We start from the raw sequence: 21,890 nt of genomic DNA on the forward strand, positions 1-21,890 counted from the left end.
CCTCGTCCGCCGCGAACGTGGCCGAGCCGAGCCTGGTGCAGACGTTGGGGCAGACCCCGCCTTCCGCACCACCGCCACCACCGATCTGTTTCCCTTTCCCGCCGGGTCAGGACAGCAGTGCGTCCGCGGCCTTCTTCAGGGCGCTGGGCTGGGCCGGGCTGCGGGGCGCCTTCCTCTTGGCCTCGAGCATGCGTTCGCCCATGTCCCGCAGTTGTTTACGGCCGAGACCCGCACGCACCTTGGGGAACCATTCCTGTTCCTCCTCCTCCATGTGGTGCGTGACGTTCTCGATCAGCACGGTCACCTTGGCGTCGAACCGCTCGTTCTCCGGCTTCATCGTCGCCAGCTCCATGCACAGCACGTCGGCGACGTGATGCTCCTCATAGGACTCGAGAACGTCGTCCTCCACGTCCGGCAACAACTTGCGGACCTCCGGGTACATGATCTCGTTCTCGATGTAGGTATGCACCGTCAGCGCCTCGAGGATCTTGCCGACCACCTTGCCCTTGGTGGCCTTGGCCCGGTCCCCCAGCTTCTGGAACTCGCCGAACAGCCGGCGGATCTCCTTGTGGTCCTCTTTCAGCAGCACGATCGCGTCGGTGGACATGCTTTCCTCCTGAGCGGCGACACACACCGGACCCACCCGGAGTACCCATCCCGTTACCGCTCAACCTTCGGGCGCGCTGCATCCACAGTGGAGCACACGCGGCGGCCGTCCAGGAGGTTGAGGCCCGTCCCGGCCGGCTCATGGGCGAAGCCGGGTGCCCGAGGGCCAACCCGCGATCAGGCATAGGTGTAGTCCGACAACGGGAACCGGACCGCTTCGCGGTGTGCGGCGATCGTCGAGGTCGGCCGTAGCAGGGTCGCTTCGCCGTGCTGGTTGAAGTAGTAGCTGTTGGCGGTCGCGCACTGGCCGAGCGCGAAGACGGAATCGCCCACCTTGTCGGTCATCCGGTCGAGGAACTCGTCGTTGGCGCGTTGGGTCACCTCGAAGACGCGGGATCCGCGCCGGCGCATGGCGGTGAACAGCCGGTCGATGTGCTTCATCTGGCATTCGATGGTGGTGAAGTAGGACAGGCCGCTGTAGGCGTACGGGCTGTTGAGCGACAACAGGTTCGGGAACCCCGGCACGGTCACGCCCTCGTAGGCCTGGAACCGGTTCTCCCGCCACCACTTGCCGAGGTCGCGGCCGTCGCGGCCGATGATCTCGATGGCCGGGAAGTTGACGTCCCACAGGTTGAACCCGGTGGCCAGCAGCAGAACGTCGATCTCGGTGCGGCCGCCCGCGGCGGTGATGATCGCGTTGTCCTCGATCCGCGCGATGCCAGTGGTTTCCAGCTTCACGTGCGGGCGGGTGAACGTGCGGAAGTAGTCGTTGGAGAAGGTCGGCCGCTTGCAGCCGAACGAGTAGTCCGGGGTGAGCTTGCGGCGCAGCCCGGGATCGCGGACCTGCCTGCGCAGGTGCGCCCGGCACCAGCGTTCGGCGATCCGGTTGCCCAGCCGGAAGTTCTTGTAGTGCACGACACCCGTGATCATGAGCAGCTCAAGGATCGCGCTTCCGGTCAGGCGGACAACCCGTTGCGCGAACGGCAAAGCGGCGAACGCGGCCTGAAGCCGTCGCGGGACAACGTAATCGGGCTTGGGGCTGACCCAGATCGGGGTGCGCTGGTAGACCGTCAGCTCGGAGACGACCTTCGCGACCTCCGGGATGAGCTGCACCGCGGTGGCGCCGGTGCCGATGACGGCCGCACGCTTGCCGGTCAGGTCGTAGTCGTCGTCCCACGCGGTCGTGTGGATCACCTTGCCGCGGAAGCCATCGATGCCGTCGATCTCGGGCATCTTCGGCTGGGACAGGAATCCGGTCGCGGTCACCAGGTACGTCGAGGTGAAGCTCTCCCCGCTGTACAACGTCACCCGCCAGTGCGTCCGCTCCCAGACCGCCCCGGTGACCACCGCGCCGAACCGCATCCACTTGCGCAGCCCGTACTTGTCCGCGACGTGCTCGGCGTACCGCTTCAGCTCCGGCCCGGGCGCGAACAGCCGCGACCAGTACGGGTTGGGCTCGAACGAGTACGAGTAGGTCGACGAGGGGATGTCCACCGCCAGGCCCGGGTACCGGTTGACGTGCCAGGTGCCGCCGAGGTCGTCCTCGCGCTCGAGGATCAGCAGGTTGGTGTGGCCGAGCCGGGCGAGCTGGATCGCGGCGCCCATCCCGCCGAACCCGGCGCCCACGATCACCGCGTCGTACTGCGCGACCATCGCACCCTCCGTCGTCGCGGAATCTGATGTCACTTTCGGAACGATATGTCATTCCTACGCCAGCGGCAATACACTCATCGTCGTGACCTCCGATTCCCGGCCGCTCGGCCGCACCGAGCGCAAGAAGCAGGAGTTGCGCCGCGAGATCATCGATGCGGCCTTCGACTGCTTCGCCGACCTGGGCTACCACGCGACCGGCATCTCCGACATCGCCGCGAGGCTCGGCATCGGGCACGGCACGTTCTACCGGTACTTCGAGAACAAAAGGGACATCGTCGACCACGTCATCGACGACCTGGTCGGCCGGATCATCACCGCGCTGACCGCCGAGAACGCCCCGGACGCGGTGTCCACTCTGGACGACTACCGCGCGCAGGCCGAGCGGATCGGCGACTCGCTGGCCCGGATCTTCGGCGAGGACCCCCGCCTGCCGCGGATGCTGCTGCTGGAGGCGGCCGGGATCGACAAGGCCATGGCGGACAAGGTGCTGGACTTCTTCGAGCTGGCCACCACCCTCACCGCGGCCTACCTGTCGCACGGCGTCGAACTGGGCTACCTGCGCGCCGACCTCGACATCGGCAACTCCGCCCGCGCCATCAACGGCATGATCCTCGGCGCCACCATCTCCTCGCTGCGCACCCCCGATCCGGACCACCAGCGCCGGCTCAGCGAGGCCATCCGCCGGATCATGTACGACGGCATCGCCGCTTAGGGCTGAGCGGCCTGGCCAGGCCGCTCAGCCGATCAGCTTGTCGAGGGTGATCGGCAGGTCGCGCACCCGGACACCGGTGGCGTGGCAGGCCGCGTTCGCGATCGCGGCGGCCGTGCCGACCAGCGACACCTCACCAACTCCCTTGGCGCCCATGTGGTTGGTGTACGGGTCGATGGTGTCCAGCCAGTACGCCTCGACCGAACGGACGTCGGCGTTGGCGGTGATGTGGTAGCCGGCGAAGTCCAGGTTCACCACGTGCCCGAACCGCGGGTCGAGCACGCTCTGCTCGTGCAGGGCCATCGAGATCCCCTGGATCATCCCGCCGACCAGCTGCGACCGGGCCATCTTGGGTTGATGACCCGCCCGGTGTCGAACACGCCGAGTCGCCGGTGTCACCACCACGACCGACCGCCCCTTCAGCCCCAGCATGGACCTGCTGATGACACACCTGCAGGCCGCCGCGGCCGGGATCCGCCGTACCCAGCTGCCCGCCGAAGCCTGAGGCGGCTGCCCTTCACGTGGTCTTGGGCATCCCGGAACGCGAGCTGATCCGGGAACAAGCGAAGCGGCAGCGGCCGCGCCGCACACCTCCCAAGGGGACCTGGCCAAGTTCGGCACCAAGGCGATCGCCAAGGCCGCGATCGCGGACACCGGCCGGTGCCGCAGTTCCCCGCGTTCGAGCCGATCGGGAAACCGGGCTGAGCCCGGCGAAAGCGGCGCTCGTGGTCACGTTCGCGTCGATGCTGTTCGGCGCGAACTCGCCGCCCCGCTGTACGCGGGCCCCAGCGCCGCGCTCGCTTTCGCGGCCTGGCACTGGACTTCCCGCCAGCCGTCTCGCACAACGGCCCGATAGATTGCCGTGTATGGATCGAGACTCCTTCTGTTCCTACTGCGGCACCGCGTACGCCGACACCAGCGGCTATCCCCGCACCTGTCCGTCGTGCGGGCGGATGGTGTGGGCCAATCCGGCGCCGGTCGCCGTGACGCTGTTGCCGGTCGAGGATGGCGACCGGACCGGGCTTCTGGTTGTCCGGCGGGCGATTCCGCCGGTGGGGCAGCTCGCCCTGGTGGGTGGGTTCATGGAGGTCGGCGAGACGTGGCAGGAGTGCGCGGCGCGGGAGCTGTGGGAGGAGGCGGCGGTGAAGGTGGATCCGGCGGGGCTGCGGCCGATCCTGTTCAGCTCCCCCGAACCGGCCACCGACCTGGTCCTGCTGTTCTCGCTGGCGCCGCCGGTCCAGGCCGCTGAGCTGGGGCCGTTCGAGCCCAACGAGGAGGCCTCCGAGCGGGTCGTGATCTTCGAGCCGGTGGAGCTGGCCTTCCCATTGCACACCGATCTGGCCCGTCAGTACCTGAACGGAACCTTGACCTCACGGTAGGTCAGCGCGCAAAGCCGCCCTTTGGGGCAGGTCTGCTGCCACAGCGGGTCGGTACGGTGCGGCGGTGGGCACCTCCTCCTCCCACCGGTCGCTGCACGATGTCCTGTCCCGCCTGGCGTTGACCGAGGCGAGGGTCAGGGCAGCGGTGCAGTCGCGGCGTGGCGGCGACACGGCAGCGGATCCGTTCCGCGGCCTGTACCTCAGCGACAGCGAAGTGGACCGGCTGCTGACCGGGCCCGCCGGGGCGCGCAGCGGCGGGGCCGAGTTCGACGAGCTGCAGGCCAGGATCGAACGGGACGCGACCGAGGCCGAGGAGGGCGGCGAGACCCTGCGGCTGCGCGATCTGGTGCGCGCCTTCGGGTTGACCGCGCTGGATGTCGAGCTGCTGTTCGCCGCGATGGCGCCGGAGGTGGACTCCCGTTTCGAACGGCTGTATGGGTATCTGCACGACGACATGACCAGACGCCGTGCGAGCGTTGGACTGGCGTTGGAACTGGCCGGGATCGCGGCGCCCGCCGCGGCCGGACGGGCTCGGCTGTGCGCGGGTGCGCCGCTGATCGATGGCGGGCTGGTCGAGATCCTCGACACCGACCGGCCGTTCCTCACCCGCGCTCTGCGGGTTCCCGACCGCGTGACCATGCACCTGCTCGGCGACGACACCCCCGATCCGTCGCTGGACGGCCTGACCGTGCGGCCGGTGCCCTGCCTCGCCGGTGACCCGGTAGCGCTCGGTGCGACGCTCAAGCGCGGCGCCACCCTGTGCTACCTGCGCGAACACCGGGGCAGCGCGGCGAACTCGTTGGCCGCGGCGGCGTTCACCGAGCTCGGGCTGCCCGCGTTGGTGCTGGATCTCGGCCGGTTGCGCGACCACGATCCGGCGAAGGTCGCCGCCGTGGCCCGGCGCGAGGCGCGGCTGATGGGCGCCGGGCTCGTGGCCGGGCCGGTGGACGCTTTCGGTGACAACGCGGGGAAAGCCGTGCCCGCCTTGTGCGACCCCGGCTGGCCGGTGATCCTGCACGGCCGCCGGTCGTGGGATCCCAAGTGGACAGTCGACATCCCGTTGTCCCTTGAGGCGCCGATGATCTCGCCCACCGACATGGCCGGGCTGTGGGATGCCTTGCTGACCGGTGATGTCGAGCCCGGGCTGGACGTCGGCGCCACGATGAGTTCGCTCAACCTTGACCCTGCACAGGTTCAGCGCGCGACCAGTGCGGCCTGGTGGCAGGCGGCGCACTCCGCGCGTCCGATCGGTGCCGCGGACTTGCGTCTCGGTGCGCGCACCCAGAACGCCGCAGGTCTGGAACGGCTTGCCCGGCGGACCGAACCCGCGGCCGGCTGGCCAGATCTGGTGCTGCCGTCCGCGCAGATCCAGATGCTGCGGGAGCTCGTGGCGCGGGCGCGGTTGCGTGGCCGCGTTCTGGACGACTGGAAGATGCGCAACAGCGGCCGTGGCACGGGTATCGCCGCGCTGTTCACCGGCGCGCCCGGCACCGGCAAGACGCTGACCGCCGAGGTGCTCGCCTACGACCTGGGCTTCGATCTGTACACAGTGGACATCGCGACCGTGGTGGACAAGTACATCGGCGAGACGGAGAAGAACCTGGAGCGGATCTTCACCGAGGCCGAGCAGGTCAACGGCGTGCTGTTCTTCGACGAGGCGGACGCGTTGTTCGGCAAGCGCAGCGAGGTCCAGGGCGCGCACGACCGGTACGCCAACGTGGAGACCGCGTTCCTGTTGCAGCGCATGGAGAAGTTCGACGGCCTGGTGATACTGGCGACCAACCTCAGCGCGAACCTGGACGACGCGTTCACCCGGCGGCTGGACGCGGTGATCGACTTCCCGCGGCCGGACGCCGAGCACCGGTACCGGATCTGGGACCACGCGCTGAACCCGGCCGTCCCGCGCGCCGACGACGTCGACCTGAGGCTGCTGGCCGAGCGGTTCGAGCTGGCCGGCGGCAACATCCGCAACATCACCCTCGCCGCGGGGTACTTCGCGGCGGACGAGAACCGGGCGGTGTCCATGGTGGACCTGATGCGTGGCGTGCACCGCGAGTTCGTCAAACTGGGCAAGCTGTGCAAGGTCGCCGACTTCGAGCCGTACGAGGCGGTGCTGACATGACCGCCGCCGATTCCGTTGTCGCCGCAAGGGATCTACTGCTCGCGGGCAAGATCGACGAAGCCCGCACCCTGGTCGAGCGGGCCGCCGACGAATGGCATGACGAAGGCGACCCGGCCGAGGAGGCGCGCTGCCGCCGGATGGCCGCCGCACTGGGCGGTTCCCTGTCCATCGCCAAGGACCCCGAGCCGACGGTCGCCCAGTCGGCGCTGGTCGTGGCCAGCCAGGCGCTCGACCGGGGCGATCTGCGCGAGGCGCTGGCGCACGCACGCCGGGCGCGCGCGGAGGCATTGGCCGCACGGTCCCCTTTGGACTACGTGGCCGCCGCGTTCGCCATCGCGGAACTGTCCGAAGCGGACGGTGACCGGCTCCTGGCTTACGCGTCGCTCGCGGTCGGCTGGGTCACGCTCGCCGATCTGGTCGGCGCGGAGGCTGCGCGGGCGGTCTTCGCGCCCAGCCTGATCGCTCGCCGTGACCGTTGGGGGGCGGGCGAGTTCGCCGCGGTCAAGGCACGGTACGAGGAGAGCCGCTGATGGGCGGGCAGACCGACCGGTTGCGTGCCGACGAGACGCCCGACCGGGCCACCGCGACCGCGACGGTCGCGCCGCCCGAGGTCGCCCCGGATGTGACCACCGACCCGGTGAGCCACCTTCAGTCCACTGTGGGCAACAGCGGCATGGCCGACATCGTCAACGGCCGTGCACCCGCGGAGGTCATGGACGCGGCCGGAATCCGCGACGGCGGCGCACCTCCCGGCGTGACGGACGCGGGCATTCACGACGGCGGCGCCCCACCGGGCGGCGTGCCGCAGACTCCCGCGCCCGCGGGCGGCTTGCCACAGGCTCCTGCACCTTCCGGTGGCACTCCGCAGACTCCCGCGCCACCAACGCCTTCTCCGGCTCCCGGGGCCGGTCCGGCCCCGGCGTCCGGGACCACCCCGGCCTCAGGCCCCGCACCGGCTCCCGGTGCTGTTCCGGCCACCGGTGCGCCCCCGGCGCCGGAGACCGGGCCCGCTCCGGCACCCGCGATCCCCGGCCCGGTCGGCGCGCCACCGGCGGCCGGTGAGGGTGGTACGGGTGCGGATGCGCTCGACACCAGTGGTCTCGCGCTGATCGACCAGGAGTTGGTCGAGCACGAACGTTGGGGCGCCGCAGCGGAACTCGTCGGCGCCGCCGGATCCGCCGACCGGGCCGCGTTCATCGCCACCGAGGTGGGCGGCGGTGTCGGTGAGGGCTTTGGCACCGGGTTCGTCATGGGCCTGGTCACCACCATCGGCGTCCAGGCGCTGGAAGCGGGCTTGGAGGAGATCGCGGGTGTCGCGATCCCTGGTGTCGGCGCGGTTGTCGGTGGCGTGATGTCCGCCTACGCGCTCGCGCAGGGCTGGGACCGCAACACCGCGGCGATCGGGCGGATGGGCGAAGGCCGGTCCGGCTACGAGGAAGCGGCCAACGACATCGAGGGGATCTGCGCGATCCTCGACATCGCCTCCAACATCATCAACATCCTCGGCGGCGTGGTCGGCATCGTCGCCGTCGCCGCGGCGGCCGCGGCGCTGTTCACGCTGGGTGCGTTGTCCCCCTTGGCGATCGCGGCCGGGTCGATCGCGACCGCCATCGGCATGGCCGGAATGGTGCTCGGCCTGGTGAAAATGGCTCTGCAGCCCTTGGTTCTGCTGTTCCGTTCGCTGCACACGTTCACCAGCCAGGCCGATCCGCGTGAGGTCGAGGCGCAGGGCCACACCCTCGAAGAGGCCGGCAAGGAGATGGGCGGCGCGCTCGGCGGTCTGGCCGGTGCCGCGGTGGCGGGCATGGGCCGCAGCCAGAGCCACGAGGAAGGCACTCCCCCGCCGGGTGACGAGGTCCCGCCCAGCACGCACGAACCAGCGGGCACACCCGAACCCCTTGTGGTGGAAGGAGAACCGATCCCCGGCGCGGCCACGGAAGGCGTGCCGCCGGTGGAGGGTGGAACGCCTCCGGCGCCCGAGGGAGCACCTCCGGTCGAAGGCACGCCGCCGCCCCAGGAACCGCAGAACCTGGAGAACCTGACCGACGCCGAGATCGACGCGGCGCTGTCGGGCGCACCCACCCGCGAGGCGACCCCGGCGGACTTCACCGACGCGGACATCGACGCCCTGGTCGGCCGCCTGGACAACCCCTCGCAGCTGGAGGCGCCGGAGTTCGCGATGTCCGGTCCGGTCGGGCCGGACACGGTCAACCCGGTCACCGGCCAGGTCGAGCCCGCGTTCGGGTTGAGCGGCACCAGCATCCAGGGCCAGAACGTCAACCCGAACCAGATCGCGTACCACGAGAACATGCAGTTCCAGGGGATCAGCGACGTCCGTGAGATCCCGGCGTTCCCGACCGGTGCGGAGCCCACTTTGCCTGGGGCGCCGGGCAATCCGGTGCCGCAGACCGAGGTCCGGATCACCGGGCCGTCGCCGGGCCCGAACCAGCCGCGCCCGGTGTTGTCCGCGGAGACCGGCGGGAACGTCGAAGTGCGCTACCACAGCGCGAACCCCGGTGCGCCGGAAGGAAGTTTCTCGCACGACAACCCGACCGTGCAGGTCAACACGCCCGGGAACAACTACCCGTGGGAGGGCCAGCCGGTCAACGAGGGCGCCGGTCAGCGCGCCAACATCCGGCCGCTGCCGGGTGCGGACGGGCAGCCGACCGCGGGCCGGTACCGCACCGCGGACGACCAGTGGCTGCGTCTGCCGAACGGGCAGCAGCGCGCCGGGTTCGAAGCCGGGAACCCGATGCCGCCGGGTGTTGCCACGCCCGAACAGATCGCCTCGTCGCACTATCCGGTCTACGGCGAGCCAAGCGGGCCCATCCAAGGCGGTGGCGGTGCGCCTCCAACAGGTGGCGGTGGCGGCGGTGGCGGTGTACCGCCTACCGGTGGTGGCGGAGGCACGCCGCCACCCACGGGAGGTGGCGACCTCCCGAGCGTGATCATCGACGAGGCCGCGCTGGGGCTTCAACCCGGTGAAGTCGAGACCTTCCAAGGACCTTCGCGGCGGCCGCCGGAGCGACCGACCGATGTGGACTGGAGCGATCCGGCCGTGCAGCAGGCTTTGGGCCTGGACGCGAACGGCAGGCCGACCGGATCCACGTTGAGCGGTTCGGGCCAGCTTGAGGTGAACCCGAATACGCGCAACTTCGACCCGGCAGGTGCCAACGGGCCCGGGCCGTTCCGCGGCGAGCTGGGACAGGTGAAGAACGGGGAGTTCGCGCCCGAGGGGTACTTCGACGTCCCGGAACGCCGGTACAACGCTGATGGCACAGTGCAACCCGACTACGGCGTGCGCGTGGGGCCGCCGGGTGCGTGGGTGGACCACACCTTCTCGAGTCTTGAGGAGGCGCAGGCGTACGCGGCTTGGGTCTCGTCGCAGAGCCCCGGCGGGATCCGGAACACCTCGGCGTTGCCGCACGGCTGGCCCGCGGACGCGTCCGGCACCGTGTATCCCGGCAACCCGGTGGATGCGGTGCGGATCTTGGAGGTTCCCGGTGGGACGCCACAGATCCGTTCCGAGGTCGCGCCTCAGCCGGAGGGCCTGCCCGCGCCGGACCGCCCGAACGTGTACCCGGGCGGCGGCCCGCAAACCCAGCTGCCCAAACACCTTTTCCCGCGGGCACCCGCCGGTGGCGTGTCACCGGCTCAGGTCGGGCCGGAGTTGCCGATCACCGGGAACTGGTTCGACCGGCTGCAGCAGTACCCGGGCCGGGATCGTGCCCTCGCCATGCACGAAACCGTTGAGGGGCTTGAACACCGCACGCGGCTCGCGGAGCGGGCGCACCGCGGCGAGCAGGCGGGCGCGATCGTGGACCGCGCGGGCGGCGGGGCGGAGCACGAGTCCCACGCTCCCGTGGTGGAGTCGGTGAACCCCGCCTACCAGCCGCCGCCGGGCACGCACGAGCAGATCGAGCAGATGACCCGGGACATCGACCGGCTGCTCACCGCGCGGGCGCAGGCCGAGCAGCGGCAGGCGCGGGCACAGCAGGTTCGTACGCAGGCCGAGGCGCAGGGCGCGCAGGTCAGCGAGGCGCAGCAGGCATCCGCGCAGGCGTTGACCGCCACCCAGGCGCACCAGGCCCAGGTGCAGCGCCGCGAACAGCTCAACCAGCAACGCGCCCAGGCCCACCAGGAGGGTGGCGGGCACATCCAGGACTCCGCGTCGCAGCTGGCCGGGATCGGCACGCTGGAGACGTTGCTGGCCGGGTGGACCGGCTTCACCGGGCTGGTCTTGGACTTCTCCTCGGTGCTGCCGGACTCGGCGGTGTCGGCGTTCCACAAGATGAACACCGACTCCGCCACGTTCATGGCCAAACTAGTACAGACCAGGCAGGGCATCGCCGGTCACGCCGCCGCCCAGCCCGGCCGCGGCGCCGAGATCGCCCAGGCGGGCCAACGCCTGACGACGACCTCGGCGCAAGCGGAGGCCACCGAAGCCCAGTTCACCCAGTCACAGCAACAAGCCGCCCAACTCGCCGAGGCCAACCAGCGTCACGTCGCCGCCGCCGAAGCCGACCGCGCCGAAGCCTCCGCGAACGCCTCCCGCGCGGACACCGCGGCGACCTCGTTGACCGAGCGCCGGGACACCCTCGCCGCCCAGATGCAAGCCTGGGCCACCGAACACAAGGCCGCCCGCGACGCCGCCGTCGAGGAAACCGTTGCCCGCATGGAAGCCCGCGGCATGCGCGTCACCCACCGCCCCGAGCACTAGCCCTTCATCCTGGCAGGACAAGGATGTCGTACTGCCCGTCCGGGGCGGTCACCCCGGGGTCTTGTCATGCGCACGCCCCCGTAGCTCAGCCGGTCAGAGCAGGACGCTTACAACGTCAAGGTCGCGGGTTCAAACCTGCCGATGGCCGGGCTTGACAAGTCCGCCCTCGAGCCTCCATGGTTAGTTACATGAGTAATGAACCGACGAACCGCACCGCGCGGTGGTCGGCGTGAAGGATGATGGGCGGCCGCTGTTCCTCCAGATCGCCGAGCAGATCGAGAACTCGATCGTGGACGGGAGTCTGGCCGCGGATACGCAGGTGCCCTCGACCAACGAGCTCGCGGCCTTCCACCGGATCAACCCGGCGACCGCGGCGAAGGGCATCAACCAGCTGGTGGCCGACGGGATCCTCTACAAGAGACGAGGGATCGGCATGTTCGTCGCCACGGACGCCCGGGCGCAGCTGCTGGAGCGGCGGCGCGCGGACTTCACGCGGCAGTATGTCGCCCCGCTGATGGCGGAGGCGGGCAAGCTCGGCATGGACGCCGAGCAGATCAAGAAGCTGATCGACGTCTGGGAGCCCGAACGATGAACGTGGTGCGCACAACCGGGCTGACCAAGCGGTACGGCCCCCTCGCCGCGCTCGCGGGGGTGGATCTGGAGCTCGCCGGGAACACGATCCACGGCCTGCTGGGCCGCAACGGCGCGGGCAAGACGACGCTGATGCGAATCCTTACTGGGCAAGGCTTCGAGACGAGCGGCACGGTCGAGGTCTTCGGGCAGCACCCGTACGAGAACGCCGACGTGCTCTCGCGGGTGTGTTTCATCAAGGAGAGCCAGCACTACCCGGAGAAGTTCCGGGTGAAGCACGCGCTGCGGGCCGCAAGTCTGCTGTACCCGAACTGGGACGACAGGTATGCCGCGGAGCTGTTGGCGGACTTCGCCGTCCCGGTGGGTCACCTGCTCAGCAAGCTCTCCCGTGGCCAGCTCTCGGCGGTCGGGGTGACCATCGGACTGGCCTCGCGGGCGCCGCTGACCCTGTTCGACGAGCCCTACCTCGGCCTGGACGCCGTTGCGCGCCAACTGTTCTACGACCGCCTGCTGGCCGACTACACCGAGAACCCGCGCACCATCGTGCTTTCCACGCACCTCATCGACGAGGTCAGCGCCCTGATCGAACACGTCGTGCTGCTCGACCGGGGCCAGGTCCTCATCGACGCCGACGCGGAGTCGCTGCGCGGCGAGGCCATCGCGGTCACCGGACCGGCCGACGCCGTTGAGCGGTTCGCCGCCGGATACCAGGAGCTGCACCGCGAACGGATCGGCGGCTCACTGCGCGTGACCCTCACCGGCGCCCCGGACCGGCCCGAACCCGGCCTGGACTTCGAGCCGGTCTCGCTGCAGCAGCTGGTCGTGCGCACCACCCAACGCAACGGCGGGCCGATCGCCGCCGGGAAGGAAACCCGATGACACGCGTGCTCGACGTCGCGCGGATCCAGCTGGTCAACTGGCCGGCCCTGCTCGCCTACCCGCTGGCCGTCGTGGCCGCGATACCCGTGCTGGGCCTGATCATCGACATCACGAACGGCGAGACTGCCAGTGGCCCGCATGAGATCTACCTGTTGCCAGTGCTTTGCGGGGTGGCCGCCGCCGGGCACCTGCAGAGCATGACCCAGGTCTTCCCGTTCACGCTGGGGCTGGGGGTGACACGCCGGAAGTTCGCTCAGGCGACGGCGCTGGTCGTCCTGGGGCAGGCGCTACTGCTCGGGCTGGTGCTGGTGGTGTTCGGCGCCGTCGAGCGGACGACCGGTGGCTGGGGCCGGGAAGCCCGGATCTTCGGGCTCGGCACGCTGGGCCAGGACGATCCGCTAACCCAGTGGCTGGTCTACAGCGGGCCGATAGTCGCCGTGTCAGCGATCTGCGTGCTGGTCGGCGTGGTGTTCCAACGCTGGCGGCAGACCGGGATCTACCTCGCGCTCCTCGGCAGCGCAGCGCTGCTGGCCGGGGCGCTGGCGACGGCGCAACGCTGGTGGGCGCCGATCGGGAGTTTTCTCGGCGGTCAGTCGTTGCTCGCGCTGTTCACCGCGTATCCGCTGCTGTTCGCGCTGGCGCTCGGGGCCGCTGCGTGGCTGCTATTCCGCCGCGCGACCGCCTGACCGGCCTCCGCCGGTCAGCGGCCCGGCGTGAGGTTGTCGATGATCAGGGTCAGGGTGAAGTCGAACCGGTCGTGGCCGGTGCCGGAACCCCGTTGTGGTCCGGGTTTTGCTGCCGTTGCTGGACGAGTGAACGTTCCGGGGTGTAGGCGCTGACGTAGAGGGTGAACGAGTCGCGGGCCCATGCGGCGGTCTGCGGCTCGATGCCACCGGCGAGCACGGATTCGTCGTCGGCCTGCTGATCGTCGGCGGGTTCTACGCCTCGCTCAGCGCGTTCGTCCTTGTCGTGAACCTGGGGTGACGCGAGCGTCGCCGCGCTCGGCGCGGTGTTCTTCGCCCGCGCCGGCACGCCGTCCAGCGCTTCATAGGTTGCCGCCGCGGAGCTGGTGTTCGGAATCTGCGCCGGAATCCTCGTGCTGGCACTTTTGTTGGTCAGGCTACTCCCCAAGCCGGGTCGCCCACCCTGATATCGCGAGTAATCCGCAATTGTGGCAACAACTCGCAGGTCCACCGCGCCTTGCCAGGATCGGGCAGCAGACCGGCAGTTTTAGGCATGCCCTCACTTTCCCTTCCCTGGTTGAATATCCGCATCGCCGACTCGACCGGGTATCACCCGCGTGGATTCGCTGCGCGAGGAGAGGGAACGACATGACCGGAAATACTCGCAGCGATATTTCGCTTCGCGTCAACAATGTCACGCGGAAGCTGACCGTCGACAACCGGACGACGTTGCTGGACGCGCTCCGGGAAGGGCTGGACCAGACCGGTACCAAGAAGGGCTGTGACCTCGGCCAATGCGGCGCCTGCACGGTGCTGCTCAACGGCAGGCGGGTGGTGTCCTGCCTGACGCTGGCCGTCGCCGCCGACGGGGCCGAGGTGACCACCGTCGAAGGCCTGTCCCGCAACGGACAGCTGCACCCGATCCAGGAGGCCTTCGTGCGGCTGGACGGTTTCCAGTGCGGCTACTGCACTTCCGGCCAGCTCTGCTCGGCTGTGGGGATGCTGGCCGAGCACCGGGCGGGCTGGCCCAGCGCCGTCACCGGCGACGTCTCCCCCGACTGCCCGCCACACCTCGACGAGCAGGAGATCCGCGAACGGATGAGCGGGAACCTGTGCCGCTGCGGCGCGTACCCGTCGATCGTGCGCGCGGTGGTCGAGACCGCGCGGAAGGAGGCCTCGCGGTGAAGGAGTTCGCCTACCAGCGTTCGGCGCAGGTCCGGGACGCGCTGGCCGAGGTCGCGGGCACGCCCGGGGCGAAGTTCATCGGGGGTGGCACGAACCTCGTCGACCTGATGAAGAACGAGATCGAGACGCCCGCGAAGGTCGTGGACGTGCGGCACCTGCCGCTCAGCGGGATCCGGTTCGCCGCGGACGGCCAGCTGGTCATCGGCGCCACCACCACGAACAGCGACGCCGCGGCCCATCCTGATGTGCGGCGGCGGTATCCGGCGGTGACGCAGGCGATCCTGGCCGGGGCGTCCGGGCAGTTGCGCAACATGGCCACGATCGGCGGGAACCTGTTGCAGCGCACCAGGTGCGGCTACTTCACCGACACCTCGCAGCCGTGCAACAAACGGGTACCCGGCAGCGGCTGCCCGGCGATCAACGGGATCCACCACAACCACGCCATCTTCGACTGGACCGACCACTGCGCCGCGACCAATCCCGGCGACATGGGCGTTGCCCTGGCCGCTTTCGACGCGGTGGTGCGGTTCCAGACGCTCAACGGCGCGGGCGAGATCCCGTTGACGGATTTCTACCGCCCGGTCGGGACCACCCCGCACCTGGAGACGAACCTGCCGCCGGGCGCGTTGATCACCGAGATCGCGTTGCCCAGGCTGGATGTGGCGGCGCAGTCGCGGTACCGCAAGGTCCGCGAGCGCGCTTCCTACGCCTTCGCGACCGTGTCCATCGCCGCCGCCCTGACCGTCCACAGGCGACGGGTTCAGGACGTGCGGATCGCGCTCGGCGGGGTCGCGGCCCGGCCGTGGCGGGCCCGGATCGCCGAGGCGGCGCTGCGCGACGGCCCGGCCACCGCCGATCGGTTCCGGGCAGCGGCCACCGCCGAACTGGCCAAGGCCAAGCCGCTGCGCGACAACGCCTACAAGGTGATGTTGGCCCGCAACCTGATCGAGACCACGCTGACCGACCTCGCCAGGCGGGCCAAGTGATGGGAGACAGCACCATGAACGACCCCGCACGGCACGGCCGCCGGACGGTTCTCAAGGGAGCCGCCGTCTCCGCGGCCGCCGTCACAGCGATTCCGGCCGACGCCAACGCCGAACCGGCGGACGCCACCGGTGGTGGCGTGGTCGGCACGGCACGGCCACGGCTTGAGGCGCAAGGCAAAGTCACCGGCGGCGTCCGCTATGCCGCTGACGTCAAGCTGCCGGGCCTGGTCCACGGCGCTCTGGTTGTGTCCACAGTGGTGCGTGGCCGGATCCGGACGATGGACACCGCGGCCGTGCTGAAGATGCCGGGTGTGGTCGGCGTGGTGGACCACACCAACGCACCCAGGCTCAACCCCCAGGCCGGTCACTTCTTCGGCCCGGACGGCCAGCTGCAGATGTTGCAGACCAACGAGATCCACTACTCCGGCGAGCCCGTTGCCCTCGTGGTGGCCGAAACCCTCGAGCAGGCGCAGGCCGCGGCCAAGGCGCTCAAGGTGACCTACGACGAACTGCCGCACGACACCGAGTTCCGGGTCGACCATCCCAAACGCAGGCCCGGCAACCCGATCTTCGGCCCGGACGCCAACCTCGGCGACCTGGACGCGGAGCTGGCCGCGTCGGCCGTCGTGGTCGACCAGCTGTACCGCACGCCACCGGAGACCTGCTGCGCCATGGAACCGCACGCGGCGACCGCGTGGTGGGAAGGCGACCGCCTGCAGGCGATCGACGCCAACCAGGGCGCCTTCTACATCGCCGGTGTCCTGGCCGCCCTGTTCTCCCTGCCGATGGAGAAGGTGCGGATCCGCGCCGACCACGTCGGCGGCGGGTTCGGCTCCAAGGGGACGCTCGGCCCGCAGCTGGTGCTCGCCACCATGGCCACCACGTTGCTGCACCGGCCCGTGCGGGTCACATTGAACCGCAACCAGGTGTTCCTGACGACCTCGGGCCGGGAGGTGATCGAGCAGCGGGTCCGGCTCGGCGCCGACCGCGACGGCAGGTTGCGGGCGATCGGCCACGAGGCGGTGCTCGCGATCTCGCCGCTCGCCGATTTCGTGGAGAACTGCGCCGAGATGGCCAAGTCCAGCTACGCGGCGACGGCGATCCGCACCCGGCTGAGCGTGGTCCCGCTCGACGTCCTGCCGCCGGTCTCGGTGCGTGGGCCCGGTAATACGCCGGGCTCGTTCGCGCTGGAGTCCGCTGTGGACGAACTGGCCGAGAAGCTGCGGATGGACCCGCTGGATCTGCGGCTGCGCAACGAACCCAAGGCCGGGCCGGTCTCCGGGGTGCCGTTCGCCAACCGCAAGGCGGTGGACTGCATGCGGGAGGGCGCGCGCCGGTTCGGCTGGGCCAAACGGGATCTGCGGCCCCGCCGCCGCCGGGAGGGTGACCTGCTCGTCGGTACCGGGATGGCCGCGGTGTCGTTCCTCACCCTGGCCCTGCCGTCGACCGCGTCGATCACCGCGGAGAAGAACGGCACGTACACAGTGTCCATTGGCGCCGCGGACATCGGGACCGGGGCGCGCACCGCGCTCGCCTCGGTCGCGGCGGACGCGTTGCGGGTCCGGCCGGACAAGATCAGCATCCGGATCGCCGACAGCGACTTCGGCAACGCGTGGGCGGCCAGTGGCTCGCTCGGCCAGGCCTCCTGGTCCTGGGCGGTCACGTCGGCGGCGAAGCTGTTGCGCGACAAGCTGTCGACACGTCCACCGCTGCCGGTGTCGGTCACCGCGGACACCACGCCGGAGATCGGCGCCATGCCCCACAAGGAAAGGCAGTCCTACAGCTCGGTGTTCGCCGAGGTGACGGTCGATCCGGCGACCGGCGAGGTCCGGGTGCGGCGGCTGCTGGGCATGTTCGCCATCGGGCGTGTGGTGAACCCGCTCACGGCCCGCAGCCAGGCGGTCGGCGGGATGATCATGGGGCTGTCGCTCGCACTGCACGAGGAGAGCGCGCGCGATCCGAACTCCGGCCGGCACATCAACGCGGACTTCGCCGGGTACCACATCTCCGCGCACGCCGACGTGCCGGACATCGAGGCGGACTTCGTACCCGACTACGAACCCGACATCGCCTCGGGCATCAAGGGCGTCGGTGAGATCGGCACCGCCGGGACCGCGGCCGCCATCGCGAACGCGGTCTGGCACGCCACCGGCCGCCGCCAGCGCGACCTGCCGATCCGGCTCGACCGCGCACTGGAAGACCTTGCGCGCCAATAAACTAAGGTCAGCCGCCGTCGGCGCGCAGCCGCAGGGCGTCCTGGGCGGGTGACGCGTCGAACAGGCGGCGGTACTCGCGGCTGAACTGCGAGGCGCTCTCGTAGCCGACGAGGTGTGCCACCCCGGCGACGTCGCCCGCGCGGGCGATCAGCAGGGCGCGGGCCTCCTGCAGGCGGATGCGTTTCTGGTACTGCACCGGGCTGAGCGCGGTGATCGCGCGGAAGTGCCGGTGCAGTGCCGACTCGCTCATCCCGGCGAGCCGGGCGAGGTCGGCGATCCGGATCGGTTCGGCGTAGTTGTCCCGGATCCACTGGATCACCCGGCCGATCCGGGACAGCCCGCTGTCGGCCAGGCCGACCTGGCGGACCATCGCGCCCAGCGGCCCGGTCAGCAGCCGCCAGAGGATCTCGCGCTCGATCATCGGCGCCAGCACGGGAATGGCGTCCGGGTGGTCGAGCAGGCCGACCATCCGCACCAGCGCGTCCAGCAGGTGCACGTCGGCGTCGCAGGTGGCGATCGCGGGCTGCGGCGGGCAGTCGGCGAACCGCCCGGCCGGGATCTCCCGCAGCAGTGGCGCGATCACCGGCGCCCGCAGCGCGATGCTCAGCCCCATCGCCGGAACCTCAGGTGTGGCACCGAGAAAGTTGCCGGTGATCGGCAGGTTCGCGGTGGCGAGCAGACACTGCCCGGCCCGGTACTCGAACACGTTGCCGCCCAGCAGGATCCGCTTGCCGCCCTGGACCAGGACGACCAGCAGCGGCTCGGTCAGCCCGGCCTCGGGCATCGCCGTGCCCACCTTGGCCACGGCCAGGCAGTCGATCGCCGTCCGCATATCCGGCCGGGCGTGCACCGACACCAGGCACCTGAGCTCGTCGAGCACTTCCGCGGAGCTGCGCATACCCCCAGCCAAACATCGCTTACGACTTAAGACAAGTACGGGAAGGATGCCCACACGGGACGCGGCATGTTCCTGCCATCCGCCAAAGCCTGTTGCGTTGCCTGAAACTGGCGCCTCGTTGCCCGATCCTGCTTCCCAGGCTCTCGGCAAAGCTTTGCCTTCGCCGAAAACAGTGGTTGCTTACTGTCTATTGAGGACGATTGACATCCCGGCTCTTGGGGTGGCGTGCGGCCGCCGGGGCCGGGTAGCGCCTCGGCCTGTGATCCCGTTGGACTCCAAGCAGCCGCCATGACATCGATCGGACGCGGCCATGCTGACCCACCTCCGCGATACCCATCCGGGTAGATGTTCGTTGAGGAACGTCAAGGCGCGCCGGTGGTCGCGGCCTGGTCCGATTCGGGCGGGCTGACTCGCCGGGCGCGCAGCGACCGCATGTCCGCGGCGATGGTGTGCAGTCGTGGGGGTTGGGGCCAGCCGTAGCCGATCAGCCGGTCGGCGATCTGCGCGGCCAGTTCGTCGCCGGTGGCGCCGGCCGCGACGGTGGCCGCCTCCAGCTGGTGGTCCAGGTCGAGATCCCAGGTCAGCTCGTCCATGATCCGGTTGGCGTACCGGAAGGCCAGCTGGTCGTTGCCCAGCCGCAGGTGCACCTCGGCCATCCGGCTCCAGACGATCGCGTCGGAGCGCGAGTCGATCCCTTCCAACGGCCGCAGCAGCGCGAGCGCGCGCTGATGCTCGTCGAACTGCTCGGACCACCGGCGCGCCAGCTCGAGCTCGGCCATCTCGTGGTACGGATTTCCCGGCTCGGCAAGCGACTGCAGCTCGGCCAGCGCGGTTTCCGGCGCCTGCCCGGCGGCAGGATCGTGCGCTGACACCAGCACGGCCGCCAACGTCCGGAAGTACCACCGGGTGTCATCGTCCACACGGGTCTGTGCCTCGCGCAGCAGCCGCAGCGCCGCGTCCATCTCGTTCTGGAAGACCAGGAAACTCGCGGCCTGGTGCAGCACGAACACGTTGGCCGGGAAGCGGCGGACGGTCCGGTCCAGCAACGCACGCGCACGCGGCATATCACGCAGCGACCAGTAGACCTCGGCGAGGTATGCGCCGCCGATGTCCGACTGCTGCCGCCGCACCGGTTCCATCGCGGCGGCCGGGTCACCGATTCCGTACAACAACAGCAGACAAGCCTGGCTGGCCAGCCCCTCGTCCTGTGGGTACTGGCGGACCAGGCGCTGCACGAGCGGCCGCACCCAGGCGACGTCCTGGTGCCGTGTGGACGCGTCGACGATGTCCCAGCCGCGTTCGTAGGGAACGGTGCGGGCGAGCCGGATCATGTCCTTCTCGTCCCGCAGCAGCTCACGCGCCACGTTGTCGGCGATCTCCTGGTGTACCAGGCGAAACCGGGCGCCATCGGCGTACAGGACGCCGAGTTCGTCCAGCCCGCGCAACAGCCGCCGGGAAAGGCAGTGCACCGACCGGATCCGGACGGCGAAGAACACCAGGTTGATCACCCGGTACAGCACACCGGCCAGCAGCAGCACGCAGAACGCGAAGACGGGCGCGTAGTCCAAGCCGAAGGCCAGCACCAGGAGTGCGATCAGGACAAGCCTGGGCCACAGCCGGTCGGCGAACGGCAGCCGTCCCCACCCTGGCAGGTAGATCGTCGCGTCATCGCCGGATCCCTCGGACTGCAGCAGACTGCCGACCGCGAGCAGTGTCAGCGCGACGATCAGCGCCGCGATCTGGAACGGGACCAGCTGCACGTCGAACACCCACGGCAACGAGGACCACCAGGCGCTGACCACCAGGTCGCCGTACTCGTCCAGCACGGCAACGGGATCCGGGCCGAGCTGGGCCACCAGGTCGACGAACAGCCACACCGCCCGGATCGCCAGCAACGCCAGGACATACCCGGCCACGGTCCCGATCAGCGCCGCGACGATCAGGCCGGACGGCGACCGGCGGACGAACGACGGCAACGGAATCCCGAACACCCGGCTGCGCGCGTGGGAACTGAGCCCGGTCGAAGCGCAGATCACCGCGATCACGGCCAGGTCCGGCCAGCGCACCAACCAGCCCACCGGCAGCGCGATCAGCGCCAGCAGCCCGATGGTCAGCGGTCGGACGCGGATGTTGTAGTTCACGTCGCTGAGCCGGCTGGCCCAGGAGCCCGTGGACAGCGCGATCGCCTCCAGCAACCGCCGCAGCCGCGGATCGTGCCTGCTCAGCGCCGAGCCGCCGACCCGTTCATGCAGGAAAGCCGACCACAGCTCGAATTTCGGGTCCGTGGAGGTCAGTACCTCCTGTGGCGGTGTGATGGGCGACCAGACCTGGACGGCGATGTGCAGCAGCAGGGGGTTGGTCAGGATCTGGCGGATGAGGTGGGGTCGCTGCGCTTCGGCCAGACGATCGAACCAGGTGAACCGCCGGCGGAGGAGGTCGGCCACGTCCCGTTCCCGCAACGGGCGCATGGTGTGCCGTGCGAAGCCGTAGAACGACAACCGTTCGGCGGTCACCGCGGACAGGGCGCCACCCGAACGGCGTAACACCAGCACCGGCAGCCGCGAGGCATGCCCGACGATCGCCTGCCACAACGACTCCGCGCCGTCGCTGTCCACCTCGTCCAAGCCGTCCACGGCCAGCACGATCCGACCCTCGTCGATCAGCCGCCGCAGGTCCGACCGGCGGAAATGCGGGTAGCGGCGGCGAAGGGCCCGGCTGGCCCAGCTGGCGAGCTCGGTCGCTTCGCCGCTGTCGGGCAGCCAGGTCCACCGCGGCTTGCGCCATTCACGGGCACTGACGATGTCGACCACCCGATCGGGTTCGGTCACGGCCAGCGCGGCCCGGCGCACCTCCACCGCCAGGTACGACTTGCCCGCCCCCGCATCGCCGACCACCTCGACACACCGGCCCGCCTTGAGCAGCGCGAACAGGTCGGTCGCGGGTTCGCTCAGCGCGGTGTTGCCGGCATCGACCACCCGGATCGGCAGCTGGAACTGCTCGCGGCGCTGGCGCAGCACCAGCGAGCGGTCGTTGCGCATGGTGGTGATCAACAACCGCCATCGGTCCTGGTCGGACAGCCGCGCCGTGCGCACGGTCCGGCCGATCCGCCAGAGGTATGGCAGGAACGGGACCAGGAGGGCGAGAAAGCCCCACCAGCCCTGATTGTTGTTCAGGAACCCGGTCATTACCGAACCCATCGGGACCTCGTTGCGCGCGTTACGCCACATGCCTCAGAGGTATGGCGGGAACACGGCGCGATGTCA

The 21,890-nt window shown here is 70.0% G+C and carries 16 protein-coding genes and 1 pseudogene; 11 read left to right on the forward strand and 6 right to left on the reverse strand.

The window, feature by feature from the left end; genetic code table 11:
- Positions 1-106: 106 nt before the first annotated feature.
- Together AB0J95_RS16890 and AB0J95_RS16895 are read right to left on the reverse strand one after the other, a co-directional pair.
- A complete protein-coding gene (locus tag AB0J95_RS16890; RefSeq protein WP_364757997.1) occupies positions 107-607 on the reverse strand; it encodes a hemerythrin domain-containing protein in 501 nt (166 codons plus the stop codon).
- Positions 608-783: 176 nt separating this feature from the next.
- A complete protein-coding gene (locus AB0J95_RS16895; protein ID WP_364757999.1) occupies positions 784-2,292 on the reverse strand; it encodes an NAD(P)/FAD-dependent oxidoreductase in 1,509 nt (502 codons plus the stop codon).
- A 49-nt stretch (positions 2,293-2,341) separates the two neighbouring features.
- Between AB0J95_RS16895 and AB0J95_RS16900 the strand changes: the two genes are divergently transcribed.
- Complete coding sequence (locus AB0J95_RS16900; RefSeq protein ID WP_364758000.1) at positions 2,342-2,971, forward strand: TetR/AcrR family transcriptional regulator; 630 nt, start codon at positions 2,342-2,344, stop codon at positions 2,969-2,971.
- A 24-nt stretch (positions 2,972-2,995) separates the two neighbouring features.
- Here the strand turns inward: AB0J95_RS16900 and AB0J95_RS16905 are convergent.
- Positions 2,996-3,360: pseudogene (locus AB0J95_RS16905) on the reverse strand (molybdopterin cofactor-binding domain-containing protein); the annotation flags it as partial.
- Between the two features lie 474 nt (positions 3,361-3,834).
- On the opposite strand from AB0J95_RS16905, the gene AB0J95_RS16910 reads away from it, so the two are divergent.
- From AB0J95_RS16910 to AB0J95_RS16940, 7 genes are all read left to right on the forward strand, one after another.
- Positions 3,835-4,347, forward strand: a complete 513-nt coding sequence (locus AB0J95_RS16910; RefSeq protein ID WP_364758002.1) for an NUDIX domain-containing protein — start codon at positions 3,835-3,837, stop codon at positions 4,345-4,347.
- 64 nt (positions 4,348-4,411) lie between these two features.
- Positions 4,412-6,469, forward strand: a complete 2,058-nt coding sequence (locus tag AB0J95_RS16915; RefSeq protein WP_364758004.1) for an ATP-binding protein — start codon at positions 4,412-4,414, stop codon at positions 6,467-6,469.
- Entirely contained in the window at positions 6,466-6,999 is a 534-nt protein-coding gene (locus tag AB0J95_RS16920) for a hypothetical protein (RefSeq protein WP_364758006.1), read from the forward strand. Before AB0J95_RS16915 ends, AB0J95_RS16920 begins: the two co-directional genes overlap by 4 nt.
- Positions 6,999-11,189, forward strand: coding sequence for a hypothetical protein (locus AB0J95_RS16925; RefSeq protein ID WP_364758008.1), 4,191 nt, complete (start codon positions 6,999-7,001; stop codon positions 11,187-11,189). The genes AB0J95_RS16920 and AB0J95_RS16925 overlap by 1 nt, the downstream gene beginning before the upstream one ends.
- Positions 11,190-11,409: 220 nt before the next feature.
- Positions 11,410-11,781 carry a GntR family transcriptional regulator gene (locus AB0J95_RS16930; protein ID WP_364758010.1) on the forward strand — a complete coding sequence of 124 codons (372 nt, stop codon included), beginning with the start codon at positions 11,410-11,412 and terminating at the stop codon, positions 11,779-11,781.
- Entirely contained in the window at positions 11,778-12,659 is an 882-nt protein-coding gene (locus AB0J95_RS16935) for an ABC transporter ATP-binding protein (RefSeq protein WP_364758012.1), read from the forward strand. The genes AB0J95_RS16930 and AB0J95_RS16935 overlap by 4 nt, the downstream gene beginning before the upstream one ends.
- The gene (locus AB0J95_RS16940) at positions 12,656-13,345 is read left to right on the forward strand and encodes a hypothetical protein (RefSeq protein ID WP_364758014.1); all 690 of its coding nucleotides are present in this window, start codon (positions 12,656-12,658) and stop codon (positions 13,343-13,345) included. Before AB0J95_RS16935 ends, AB0J95_RS16940 begins: the two co-directional genes overlap by 4 nt.
- 49 nt (positions 13,346-13,394) lie before the next feature.
- Here the strand turns inward: AB0J95_RS16940 and AB0J95_RS16945 are convergent, their stop codons facing one another.
- The gene (locus AB0J95_RS16945; RefSeq protein WP_364758015.1) at positions 13,395-13,790 is read right to left on the reverse strand and encodes a hypothetical protein; all 396 of its coding nucleotides are present in this window, start codon (positions 13,788-13,790) and stop codon (positions 13,395-13,397) included.
- Positions 13,791-13,990: 200 nt separating this feature from the next.
- On the opposite strand from AB0J95_RS16945, the gene AB0J95_RS16950 reads away from it, so the two are divergent.
- From AB0J95_RS16950 to AB0J95_RS16960, 3 genes are read left to right on the forward strand one after another with little or no spacing between them, the layout of a single operon-like run.
- Positions 13,991-14,527 carry a 2Fe-2S iron-sulfur cluster-binding protein gene (locus tag AB0J95_RS16950; protein WP_364758017.1) on the forward strand — a complete coding sequence of 179 codons (537 nt, stop codon included), beginning with the start codon at positions 13,991-13,993 and terminating at the stop codon, positions 14,525-14,527.
- The gene (locus AB0J95_RS16955) at positions 14,524-15,513 is read left to right on the forward strand and encodes a xanthine dehydrogenase family protein subunit M (protein WP_364758019.1); all 990 of its coding nucleotides are present in this window, start codon (positions 14,524-14,526) and stop codon (positions 15,511-15,513) included. The genes AB0J95_RS16950 and AB0J95_RS16955 overlap by 4 nt, the downstream gene beginning before the upstream one ends.
- Positions 15,514-15,527: 14 nt before the next feature.
- The gene (locus tag AB0J95_RS16960; RefSeq protein WP_364758020.1) at positions 15,528-17,729 is read left to right on the forward strand and encodes a xanthine dehydrogenase family protein molybdopterin-binding subunit; all 2,202 of its coding nucleotides are present in this window, start codon (positions 15,528-15,530) and stop codon (positions 17,727-17,729) included.
- A 7-nt stretch (positions 17,730-17,736) separates the two neighbouring features.
- Here the strand turns inward: AB0J95_RS16960 and AB0J95_RS16965 are convergent, their stop codons facing one another.
- Together AB0J95_RS16965 and AB0J95_RS16970 are read right to left on the reverse strand one after the other, a co-directional pair.
- Positions 17,737-18,627 (reverse strand): AraC family transcriptional regulator, encoded by an 891-nt coding sequence (locus AB0J95_RS16965; RefSeq protein ID WP_364758022.1) that lies wholly within the window; start codon positions 18,625-18,627, stop codon positions 17,737-17,739.
- Positions 18,628-18,989: 362 nt separating this feature from the next.
- Complete coding sequence (locus AB0J95_RS16970; RefSeq protein ID WP_364758024.1) at positions 18,990-21,824, reverse strand: hypothetical protein; 2,835 nt, start codon at positions 21,822-21,824, stop codon at positions 18,990-18,992.
- Positions 21,825-21,890 lie beyond the last annotated feature (66 nt).

The organism is Actinocrispum sp. NPDC049592, assembly GCF_040675465.1.
In the GTDB taxonomy this organism is placed as follows: Bacteria; Actinomycetota; Actinomycetes; order Mycobacteriales; family Pseudonocardiaceae; genus Kibdelosporangium.

Excerpts from the sequence above, each read along its gene's own strand:
- AB0J95_RS16890 (WP_364757997.1), bottom strand. The coding sequence starts at position 607 with ATGTCCACCGACGCGATCGTGCTGCTGAAAGAGGACCACAAGGAGATC.
- AB0J95_RS16910 (WP_364758002.1), top strand. The coding sequence starts at position 3,835 with ATGGATCGAGACTCCTTCTGTTCCTACTGCGGCACCGCGTACGCCGAC.
- AB0J95_RS16920 (WP_364758006.1), top strand. The coding sequence starts at position 6,466 with ATGACCGCCGCCGATTCCGTTGTCGCCGCAAGGGATCTACTGCTCGCG.
- AB0J95_RS16925 (WP_364758008.1), top strand. The coding sequence starts at position 6,999 with ATGGGCGGGCAGACCGACCGGTTGCGTGCCGACGAGACGCCCGACCGG.
- AB0J95_RS16935 (WP_364758012.1), top strand. The coding sequence starts at position 11,778 with ATGAACGTGGTGCGCACAACCGGGCTGACCAAGCGGTACGGCCCCCTC.
- AB0J95_RS16940 (WP_364758014.1), top strand. The coding sequence starts at position 12,656 with ATGACACGCGTGCTCGACGTCGCGCGGATCCAGCTGGTCAACTGGCCG.
- AB0J95_RS16950 (WP_364758017.1), top strand. The coding sequence starts at position 13,991 with ATGACCGGAAATACTCGCAGCGATATTTCGCTTCGCGTCAACAATGTC.
- AB0J95_RS16960 (WP_364758020.1), top strand. The coding sequence starts at position 15,528 with ATGAACGACCCCGCACGGCACGGCCGCCGGACGGTTCTCAAGGGAGCC.
- AB0J95_RS16965 (WP_364758022.1), bottom strand. The coding sequence starts at position 18,627 with ATGCGCAGCTCCGCGGAAGTGCTCGACGAGCTCAGGTGCCTGGTGTCG.
- AB0J95_RS16970 (WP_364758024.1), bottom strand. The coding sequence starts at position 21,824 with ATGGGTTCGGTAATGACCGGGTTCCTGAACAACAATCAGGGCTGGTGG.